This window comes from Pyrobaculum sp. (assembly GCF_049971835.1).
In the GTDB taxonomy this organism is placed as follows: domain Archaea; phylum Thermoproteota; class Thermoprotei; order Thermoproteales; family Thermoproteaceae; genus Pyrobaculum.
Window position 1 is genome coordinate 1 of the sequence record NZ_JBMFKV010000083.1, and the last position, 8,735, is coordinate 8,735.

At 60.4% G+C, this 8,735-nt stretch carries 12 protein-coding genes and 2 pseudogenes; 6 read left to right on the plus strand and 8 right to left on the minus strand.

Going from position 1 to position 8,735, the window contains the following annotated elements; genetic code table 11:
* The 4 genes and pseudogenes from ACP5J3_RS08175 to ACP5J3_RS08190 form a co-directional block, all read left to right on the plus strand.
* Positions 1 to 205: pseudogene (locus ACP5J3_RS08175) on the plus strand (pyruvate formate lyase-activating protein); the annotation flags it as partial.
* Between the two features lie 62 nt (positions 206 to 267).
* Entirely contained in the window at positions 268 to 414 is a 147-nt protein-coding gene (locus ACP5J3_RS08180; RefSeq protein WP_428495237.1) for a hypothetical protein, read from the plus strand.
* On the plus strand, positions 395 to 643 hold the full coding sequence (locus tag ACP5J3_RS08185; RefSeq protein WP_428495238.1) for a hypothetical protein: 249 nt from the start codon (positions 395 to 397) through the stop codon (positions 641 to 643). The genes ACP5J3_RS08180 and ACP5J3_RS08185 overlap by 20 nt, the downstream gene beginning before the upstream one ends.
* On the plus strand, positions 612 to 1,061 hold the full coding sequence (locus ACP5J3_RS08190) for a type II toxin-antitoxin system VapC family toxin (RefSeq protein WP_428495239.1): 450 nt from the start codon (positions 612 to 614) through the stop codon (positions 1,059 to 1,061). Before ACP5J3_RS08185 ends, ACP5J3_RS08190 begins: the two co-directional genes overlap by 32 nt.
* Positions 1,062 to 1,112: 51 nt before the next feature.
* Here the strand turns inward: ACP5J3_RS08190 and ACP5J3_RS08195 are convergent, their stop codons facing one another.
* From ACP5J3_RS08195 to ACP5J3_RS08205, 3 genes are read right to left on the minus strand one after another with little or no spacing between them, the layout of a single operon-like run.
* A complete protein-coding gene (locus tag ACP5J3_RS08195; protein ID WP_428495240.1) occupies positions 1,113 to 2,027 on the minus strand; it encodes an MBL fold metallo-hydrolase in 915 nt (304 codons plus the stop codon).
* A 1-nt stretch (position 2,028) separates the two neighbouring features.
* Positions 2,029 to 2,511, minus strand: coding sequence for a hypothetical protein (locus tag ACP5J3_RS08200; protein WP_428495241.1), 483 nt, complete (start codon positions 2,509 to 2,511; stop codon positions 2,029 to 2,031).
* Positions 2,512 to 2,539: 28 nt separating this feature from the next.
* Positions 2,540 to 3,391 (minus strand): hypothetical protein, encoded by an 852-nt coding sequence (locus ACP5J3_RS08205; protein ID WP_428495242.1) that lies wholly within the window; start codon positions 3,389 to 3,391, stop codon positions 2,540 to 2,542.
* A gap of 204 nt (positions 3,392 to 3,595) precedes the next feature.
* Between ACP5J3_RS08205 and ACP5J3_RS08210 the strand changes: the two genes are divergently transcribed.
* Both ACP5J3_RS08210 and ACP5J3_RS08215 read left to right on the plus strand, forming a co-directional pair.
* Positions 3,596 to 5,245, plus strand: a complete 1,650-nt coding sequence (locus ACP5J3_RS08210; protein ID WP_428495246.1) for a cytochrome ubiquinol oxidase subunit I — start codon at positions 3,596 to 3,598, stop codon at positions 5,243 to 5,245.
* Positions 5,238 to 6,347 carry a cytochrome ubiquinol oxidase subunit I gene (locus tag ACP5J3_RS08215; protein ID WP_428495243.1) on the plus strand — a complete coding sequence of 370 codons (1,110 nt, stop codon included), beginning with the start codon at positions 5,238 to 5,240 and terminating at the stop codon, positions 6,345 to 6,347. Before ACP5J3_RS08210 ends, ACP5J3_RS08215 begins: the two co-directional genes overlap by 8 nt.
* Before the next feature lie 366 nt (positions 6,348 to 6,713).
* Here ACP5J3_RS08215 and ACP5J3_RS08220 read toward each other — a convergent pair whose 3' ends face one another.
* The 5 genes and pseudogenes from ACP5J3_RS08220 to ACP5J3_RS08240 form a co-directional block, all read right to left on the minus strand.
* Positions 6,714 to 7,283 (minus strand): hypothetical protein, encoded by a 570-nt coding sequence (locus ACP5J3_RS08220; RefSeq protein WP_428495244.1) that lies wholly within the window; start codon positions 7,281 to 7,283, stop codon positions 6,714 to 6,716.
* Between the two features lie 157 nt (positions 7,284 to 7,440).
* Positions 7,441 to 7,839 carry a type II toxin-antitoxin system VapC family toxin gene (locus ACP5J3_RS08225; protein ID WP_428495245.1) on the minus strand — a complete coding sequence of 133 codons (399 nt, stop codon included), beginning with the start codon at positions 7,837 to 7,839 and terminating at the stop codon, positions 7,441 to 7,443.
* Positions 7,823 to 8,059, minus strand: coding sequence for an antitoxin (locus ACP5J3_RS08230; RefSeq protein WP_263243259.1), 237 nt, complete (start codon positions 8,057 to 8,059; stop codon positions 7,823 to 7,825). Before ACP5J3_RS08230 ends, ACP5J3_RS08225 begins: the two co-directional genes overlap by 17 nt.
* 235 nt (positions 8,060 to 8,294) lie before the next feature.
* On the minus strand, positions 8,295 to 8,585 hold the full coding sequence (locus ACP5J3_RS08235) for a GYD domain-containing protein (RefSeq protein WP_263243257.1): 291 nt from the start codon (positions 8,583 to 8,585) through the stop codon (positions 8,295 to 8,297).
* A 38-nt stretch (positions 8,586 to 8,623) separates the two neighbouring features.
* Positions 8,624 to 8,735, minus strand: a pseudogene (locus ACP5J3_RS08240) (IclR family transcriptional regulator); the annotation flags it as partial.

The window sequence follows — 8,735 nt, forward strand, 5'->3', positions numbered from 1 at the left end:
GGATTTTGTATACGTTGGCAACATACCGGGCCACCCCGGCCAGCACACGTACTGCCCCAACTGCGGCTACCCGGTGATAAAACGGGCGGGTGACCGAGCCGTCAAAATAGAGCTGAAGGAGGGCAGGTGCCCGAGGTGCGGCCGGCAGTTGCCAATAGTCGGAAGGCCAGGTCGCTACGGCAGGCTCTACCGATCCTTCATATAAGAAGGCGGGGGCAAGCCTCTATTCTAACCGCCCCGGCCTGCCTCGCCTACATTGCTGGCAACGTGGACGTATTCAACTGGGTTATCCACGTCTTGGAGATCTACCTATTCGGCTTTGTGAAGTTCATCGTCATGTTGTTATCGGCCTCGTCCTCGTCGACGGCTTTTATACCAGGTGTAGCAAGGTGCCATGGGCTACACCACTATTAAAATTAGGGCAGAGACAAAGAGGAGGTTGATGCAGATCGCGGGGGAGCTTAAGGCGGCCAGGGGAGAGGAGGTCAGCCTAAACGAAGTTATTGAGCACCTCATAGAAAACTACAAGGCGAGGAGCAGAAAGCCCCTAAATCTGGCGGACCTCGACCACCTGGCAGTGGAGCTGGAGGAAGACGCCTCCGAGAAGATTGATGACGTCTTATACAGAAAAAGTCGTCATTGACACCTCCTACTTCGTAGCCTACCTAAACAAAAAAGATAGACACCACGCAGAAGCCGTCAAGCTGTCGAAGGCGCTCGAAAACTACCACCCATACATAACTGACCATATCCTAGACGAATTAGTGACATATTTCTCATACAGGGTAGATAGGAGACACGCCGCCTCCGTAGCCGAGGCCATTCTAAAAAAGATAGATGAAGGAGAACTCGACATGGTTCACGCAGACAGGGAAATATTGACCCAAGCCCTCATATATCTAAAGAAGTACAACAGAGATCTGAGCTTCACAGACTGCATCACCCTCGCAACCATGGACAAACTCGCCGCCCAGCACATCCTAACCTTCGACTCGGACTTCGACAACGTCACACTTCTCAAGACTAGGAAAAGAGTCGTAAATATCCGCTGGCTCCACTAGCCACCTGCAGAAGGGAAAAACCCACCCCCGCCCGCGCCGGGGCGCCCCGGCCTAATCCTCCTCGTCCTCGTCGCGTGCCGCGGCCTCTGCCGGCTCTGCTTGATAGAGCTCCCTCCTCCGCGCCTCTAGTAGCTCCTCGTCTCTGCCCAGCAACCCCGCGTAGGTTGTAACCGTGACGCCCCTCCGCTCTGCGTATTCCAACACCGGCGAAACCTTCTCCCTCCAGTCCGTGTCTCTCAGCAGGTGGTGCGCCAGCACGAGTACCCTGGGCCTTAGGTCGATCACCTCCCGTAGATAGGCCAGAGGCTTGTCCAGCTCCCAGTTGAGATAAGTCGGCGGCCCGCCGAGCACCACGATCGTGGGCCTCACTTCTCTGAGGAAATCCACGGGCTCGGGCTCCACAGGCCCCTCTACGTCCGGCACGAAGGCGAGCCTCTCCTCCCCGTCTAAGACGGCGAACGCCACGACCCTCCCCGTCTTCGAGCCGGCGGGGCCGTGCCACAGAGACTGCGATGCCTTCACCACCGTCCCCCCGAAACGCCACTCGCCCCCGTCGGCGTATGCCACCTCCGCCCCCGCCTCCTGCAGAGCCTTGGCGAGGCCGTAGTGCCGCCTCCTCTGCGACCAGTTAAGGTCGTGGGGGCTCTTGGCGAGGACCTTCCTCCCCCCGTACACCCTTCTGTAAGTCTCCCCGTCTGTGGCCATGTAGGTGCTGGGGTACCACGGCGTGAAGTGGTCTCTATGGTAGTGGCTTATGGTCACCACGTCGGCCCCCTCCGCCAGCCTCAATATTTCGGCCCTCACGGCCCTGGCCCGCTCCAGCTCCCGGGGGTGCGGCGGGAGGCCGAAGCGCCGAGGCGCGAGGGATACCCCGGCGTCGAGTAGAATCCGGACGTCTCTCGTCTCCACGTAGAGACACATGGAGCGCACCCCCAGCGACTCCTCGCCCACCGGACGGATCTCCATATCAAACCCGCCTAACGAAGTAGAGAAGCGCCGCGAGCTTCACCAAGTCCGCCGCCGCGGGAACAGCCCACAGCCCCAGGAGGACGGCGGGGAGGCTGTAGGCGTAGGCCGCCGCCGACGTGAGGAACACCAACGCCCAGAGCCTGTGGATAGACGCCAGCCGCCTGTAGACGAAGTACCCCAGCACCGGCTCTCCGAAGTACGCCGCGGCCACGACCCCCGCCCCCTCGGGACGGCCGAGCCATAGGAGCGCCACCCCAGCCGCCGAGAGCCCGATGACGGGGGGCCCCAGCAGGGAGAAGCGCCTATCCCCCAGCGCCGAGCTGAAGCTGAGGTAGACAAAAACCGCTATGGCCACAAGCGCCGTCATCAAGACAAGCGCCGGCCTGTAGAAAACACCGTAGAGCCCCACCATGCCCAGCACAGCCAGTATAACCACCGCAGCCGCCACGCTCCCCCACAGACCGCCGCCGAGCCCGCCCACGGTGCTATACACGAGGGGAAATAAATCCTTATGCCCCCCTCATCAGCAGGAAAAGCGCGGCCAGCACTGGAACCGCGGTGCTGTACATCACCGCCGCCGTGTACGCTGTGAGCCTCCCGGCGACGCCCGGCGGATAGATAGAGGCGTAGAACTGCACCGCCGACCTCGGAAACTCGTACACCGACATATAGACCACGCGCCCCAGCATAAGCGCGAAGAGTAGCTCCACGGCCCCGATCCTCCCCGAGTGGAAGGCGGGGGCCCCCGCCATGATCCCGTAGGTCGGCCTAAACGCCGCAATGGAGGCCACAGCGAGGGCCTCCGGCGAAAGCGGGAGCCACCCAAAAGATATCCGAAGCCCCAGCAGGTCGAGCGCCATAAACACCGCCTCGAAGGCCAGGTAGCGCAGTGTGACAGAAGCCGCCTGCCTCCACACCCTCACCCCCGACAGCCTCCTCAACTCGGCAGACATGTCGGGCCAGCGCACCTTCGTCCTCCACGCGATTAGAAACCCAACGGCCGACGAGAGGTAGACTAGCCCCAGATACGCCGCGCCGAGCCACCCAAGCGCCCCGAGGGCCACCGGGATGACGCCTATCCGCAGGTGGAGAAGCACGACCCTCAGCGGCCACGTCGCGAAGGTGAACTGAAGCAGATGCCGAAACTCCAGAACCCCCCTCCTGTAGGCCTCCGCCAGAGCCACATGCGGCGCCCTAGCCTCCACCACCGCCAGAGCCACGAGCGACGCGGGCACCCCAGTCCTCCTTGAAATAGGCCCCGCCAGCCTCTCCACACGCCACAGCAACCTCCCCGCCGCGTAGAGCCCAACCACCACCGACACAAACACCAAAGCCCCACGCCACAACAACTCAAACCACACCCGCCACCCAAATCGACTATAAAAATCATAAACCCAAACCCCACAGAGGCGCTACCGAATCTCGCCACATCTGCCGCGCGGCGGCGCCTCTGCCGCCTGCCTGGGTGCCAGGGTTAAATGTTAATAGTGGCTCTGAGTTGATATATAGTTTCACATATTGCCTATATAATGAGTTAATATTTACGGGGATATCGAGACTTGTTCGTGGTTAATTCCACATCTGGTTCGGGATCACTGCTTGCCGCTGTGTACAGCCACTCGGCGAGTGTGGGCAACGCCTTGTTTATCTCGTCTCTGGGGATTTATCTACACGCCGTGTTTGTGTCGCTTACCCTCGGCTTCCCGTTGGCTATCTTGGCGTGGCTTGTGGGGTGGTATAGGTCGGGGGATGGTCTGTACCTTCGGTACGCGAAGACGTTGACGGGGGTGTGGGTGGTGAACTTCGCGCTGGGCGTGGTTACCGGCACCGTGGTGGAGTTCGGCCTGCTGGACATATGGCCGACGAGCATCTTGCTATTTTCAGGTCCGGCGTTTGTGCCGCTGTTCTTCGAGGCGACAATCGCCTTCATAGGCGAGGCGGTGCTCGTGGGGCTGTTCGTGCTGGGCGTGGGGAGGTGGAGGGCTAGGTACACCCTTTCAATCCTGCTGGGGGCATGGTTGCTCGGCTCGCTGTCTGGGTACTTTATTCTGGCGACTAACGCCTGGATGAACGTGCCGTGGGGCGTGGGGGGCCTGCCCTCGGCGCTGTACCCCTTTCTCCCGTCCTACGGGCCGGAGGCGGCTAACGTCACCACTGTGCTGACCGTGGCGGCGCTGGTGCTGAACAAGACCCTGGCCGGGGCGGGGTCCGCGGCGCTGGCCTCGCCGGGCTTCACGAGGCAGGTCGGGCCGCTGTTTTCAGACCCCTGGCTTGCGCTTACTAACCCCGACGCCGTGAGCACAACAGTCCACACCCTACTCGCGGCGTACGCCGTGGGGCTAGGCGCGGTGGCGGCGGCGCTGGCGGTGCGCTACGTGAGGACTAGGGACGCCGCGTATCTCAAGCTCCTCCGGCCGGTGCTTTGGGTTCTGGCGGTGGTTGTGCTGGCCCAGCCCGTGACTGGCCACTTCATGGGGGAGGACGTGGTGCATTTCCAGCCGCTGAAGTTCACCGCGTATGTGGCTCTGACCTCGGGGCCGGAGATCTACGGCTACGAGGTGCACAACCCAGTGGAGGCGTTGGTGGCGTACGGAGACCCGGGCCGGCCGATACCCGGGTTTAGGTACTACATGGAGCGGTGCGGGGCGCTGGGCAACGCCACGTTTGGAGATCTCTACAGGAGGCTCGACCCCGGGGCTCTGCCTTATCTGGGACCTTTTGCCAACGTGTCGCTTGCGGATAACTGCCGGGCGGCGGTGGAGGCGCTTGTGCCTCTTGCCCCGGCGGTGAGCGCCATGTACTACGCCATGGTGGGGGCGGGGGTTCTGCTGGCTACGGCGGCCCTCCTGGTGGTTTTCGGCTTCTTGACGCGGGTGCCCGTGCTCTCCGCCGCGGCCGACTACGTGAACTACAGAGTTCTGGGGCGCGTGGTGGGTGGGGATAACGTACTGCCTTTCTTGGCGGTGGCCATGGCGGTGCTGTCCGCCGTGGCGGCGTCTGCGGGGTGGGCGGCGAGGGAGGTGGGGCGCCAGCCGTGGACGGTCTACGGGCTTTTTACGACAAACGAGGTGGTCACGAGTGTTGAGGTGTCTCCGGGCTTCGCGGCGTTTGTGTCCGCGGTTCTCCTAGCCGTCGCGGCGCTGGGGGCCGCGGCGATGTACTACACGGCGACTCGCCACGGCTTGATTGACCGGCTGAGGGGCGGCCATGGATAGCGGGCTCCTCGCCTTCCTTTTGCTCGGCTTCTTCCTGGAGATGCATTTGGTGTTTGTCAACGTGATTATAGGCGCGGCTGTGCTCTCTGCGTACGTGCGGTACCTGGCCTATAGACGGGGAGACGAGGCGCTTGGGGAGCTGGCCCGGGATATGTTTAGAGTGATGGTGGCGACGGATCTCTTCGGCGGCGTCTGGGCAACGATTTTGACGGTGTACATGGCGTCGGCGTTTCCCTCCATGACGGCGATATTTATGAAGGTGGACTTCTACCCAGTCGCCGTTGCGCTGGTGGGGATCGTCTTAAGCATCCCCCTAATCGCGGCTTATTGGCATCTCTGGGGCAGGATAAACCCGAGGGCCCACAGCGCCCTGGGGGTCCCCCTCGTCGCGTCTGTACTGCTGGTGCCCCTCGGCTTTAGATACCTATTCGCAGAGCTGAACTACCCCCAGTTTCTAGAGGGCGGTGGCGGCCAGCCGGAGCTCTTCAACAACCCGGTGTACCTCCCGCTTGTGCTCCACACGGTGGTGGGGGCGGTGGACGTGGGGGCTTTTGTGCTTGCCGCTGTTCTCGCGTCTCGGCGAAACCCCGATCTATACGGGGTGAGGCTGACGCTGGGGGTGGGGCTTGGCCTCCTGGCGCCGCAGGCGGCGGCTGGGGTGTACTACTACACTGTGCTGGGCAAGTACGTCCCCTACATAGCGGCGAATGTGGGTGGGCCTCTCCTAGGCTACAGCCCGCCCACAGCCATGTTCTACCCAGTGTTCTACACGGCGGTTGCGCTTTCTGGAGCTCTCGGCGCTGTGGCTGCGTATGGCTTCCTCCAGGCTAGGCGGGGTAGAGTCGTCCGGTGGGCGGCGGTGGGGGCCGGCTTGTTGGCAGAGGCTGTCTTGGTGCTTATGGAGTACGTCAACGACGGGGCGCGGTACCCCTACATGTTCGTCACCGGGGACTCGGGCATCCCCGTCGACCAGCTGATAACTCCGCTTATCCAAATGCCCCCCGCCGTTCTCTACACGGCGCTCGCCTCCACGCTGTTCTTCACCGCACTCTTCACCGCCGCCTTCTACTACGCGGTGGTGAAGAGGTTGCTAGCCGAATAGCAACCCCGCGGCGTATAGCGCCGTGTATTCTGGACGTTTACTAAAGATTTTTTCTGTTTCCATGTGATATGGGCGCCGCCCGTAGTGTTAGATACGGCCATCAACGTCGGTATTACAGAGTTGGCATTAGGCAGTAGGCATATTTGAGATTTCGAAGGAGCCTAGGGCCTGGGGCGGGTGGACTGAAGTCTTCCGGGATTTATCTGTAGGAGCCGCGGCTCTGCATACACTGGTCGTAGAGCACACTGTTCAAGATCTAGGAGTAGCAAAGAGGTTTGACTCCAAGCCATGGGATGAAAATAAGATCTTGTCGCCGCATCGGCCGCCACTTGTCTGCGGCTTGCTGGTGGTCAGGTAGTTGATGACCTAGGATTGAGGCTTGCCTCTTAGCAGAGAGGTTATTTTGGGTATGTCGGCGGCGTATGGTATGCACCGGGGCGGGGCGTTTTTTAGGTAGGTTTCAAGAGCCTTCTCCACGAGCTCTGTGTAGCGTGGTGGAACTTCGCCTTGTGATAGGGCGCGGCACAGCGTGGCTTGTGGGGGTGGATCTTGTTTCTTGGCGGCGCAGTGCGCTATGGGGATGGCGGCTAGCAACTCGTCGCCGACGTACTCCAGGCACCTGGCAACCTCCGCGGCTAGTTCTGTGTAGGTGAGTACCCCGCTTGGCGCGGCGGCTACGATGCCGACTCGGGCGATTATGTCCATAACCTGTCCAGGATCGTGGCTCGGCAACACCTCTCTAAGGAAGTCTTCAGCCTCATTCGCCGTACGCGGGGTTTTCCGAAGGAGTGCTCTTATGGCTACGCCGTAGGGTCTCAGCAGATGCGAGGATCCGTCATCTACGGGAGGCGGCCCCGAGACGACTTGCGGCGGCGGTAGCGGAGTTGCAGGCTGGGTAGCGGTGGAGGAGGCGTGAGGGAGGCATATCGTCTCCACATACCTGCGGGGGTTTATTAGCTACTTCAGCGTCTTTAGCATCCATGCCGTCGCCAGCCCGGCGACGGGTGTACCTGTTCGTACCTGATGAGTAGCTGAGGATTGACACAGCAACCTCTGCCTTAGTTTGGGCTTGGCGCTGGCGGCGTGTCCAGTTCTACAGCTTGTAAACAATCTGGGGGAAGGCTTGTGCAATCTGTCTGTCGAGCGTTAGGAGGGTTGCGCCTAGTTTTTTAGCTAGGGCTACGTACGCCGAGTCGTATACCGTGACTCCCTTTTCCAGGGCTATTTCTAGGGCGTCAGGGAGGACCTCCCTATAGCTGTACACCTCCAAGGTTTTAAATAGCTGAAGCACCTCTCCCGCGATTTCGAGGGCCGCCTCTCGGCTTATGAGGCCCCGCCTGGCGTGTTTCCACACAACGTTGAGGACCTCGTACGCCGCTAAGTCAAGCGAGGAGACTGAGTGGGCCCCGGCTAGTGCCTTCTCCACCTCTTCGCTCAGCTTCTCCGGCAGGTACAGAGCCGCAATCGCAGAGGCGTCAGCGACTATCCGCATCCCGATCCTCCCTAATCAGCTCAGCCGCGGTGGGCAAGACGCCGGCCTCCCTCTCCAGAGTTTTCCGTAGCTGGCGGGCCCTCTCCAAAGCCCTTCTCCTCCTCTCCCTAGCCACCAGCTCCTCTAGATAACGCCGGACCTCCTCTGCGTAGTCAATACCCAGATCCTCCAGCGCCTTCTTCAGCTCCTTTCTAACTCTCACAGATATGACATCACTCACACCACCCCCCTCGTAAAGTCTTAAAAAGTTTACTCTTACGTATACCCATCTGTATACAGAGGAATAGTGGAAAGGGTCAACACCCGGAGTAGCCAACCCCCGCAACGGCCCCAGCCGCCGTGCAGTCAGCTACTTACCGGTAGGCGCCGAGCCCAACGACCTGCGGAATAGCTCCACTTGGATATTATACCTAACGGCGTGTGTGAAGGATGTGTAGAACGAGGGAAAAATATTATTATTTTTTCTTTAGCGTCTCGAAGGCCTCGTCTACGGGGATTATGAGGTAGCTGGTGGTTCTAATAGTGCCGCGTCTATTTAGGTCCAGCATGGCTTTGAGGAATTTATTTACATCCTCTACCTCGACTATGTTTAGAAAGTCGTAGTCACCAAACACGACGTACTGCTCCAAGACCTTGACGCCGTAGGACTCAAGCTCCTTGTTCACCTCCTTTATCCGCTCAGGCCTCTCAAAGACGGTCTTGGCTCCCTCGTCCGTCAGCCTCGACAGCACCACAAACTTAGCCATATTCTCATTAAGTCGTATCTATAAATATTTTGCTGGTTTCAACATTTTCTGAGTAGCTCTACTCTCTGCCTCCCGCCTTGTTGTACAAGCCGCACGTAGCCGTACCTGGCTAGTTTGTGGAGGTGGCGGTGGAGCGTTGTTTTTGGTATG

Coding starts and splice junctions, on each gene's coding strand:
- ACP5J3_RS08225 (WP_428495245.1), bottom strand. CDS start 7,839: ATGCGGATAGTCGCTGACGCCTCTGCGATTGCGGCTCTGTACCTGCCG.
- ACP5J3_RS08215 (WP_428495243.1), top strand. CDS start 5,238: ATGGATAGCGGGCTCCTCGCCTTCCTTTTGCTCGGCTTCTTCCTGGAG.
- ACP5J3_RS08190 (WP_428495239.1), top strand. CDS start 612: ATGACGTCTTATACAGAAAAAGTCGTCATTGACACCTCCTACTTCGTA.
- ACP5J3_RS08185 (WP_428495238.1), top strand. CDS start 395: ATGGGCTACACCACTATTAAAATTAGGGCAGAGACAAAGAGGAGGTTG.
- ACP5J3_RS08235 (WP_263243257.1), bottom strand. CDS start 8,585: ATGGCTAAGTTTGTGGTGCTGTCGAGGCTGACGGACGAGGGAGCCAAG.
- ACP5J3_RS08195 (WP_428495240.1), bottom strand. CDS start 2,027: ATGGAGATCCGTCCGGTGGGCGAGGAGTCGCTGGGGGTGCGCTCCATG.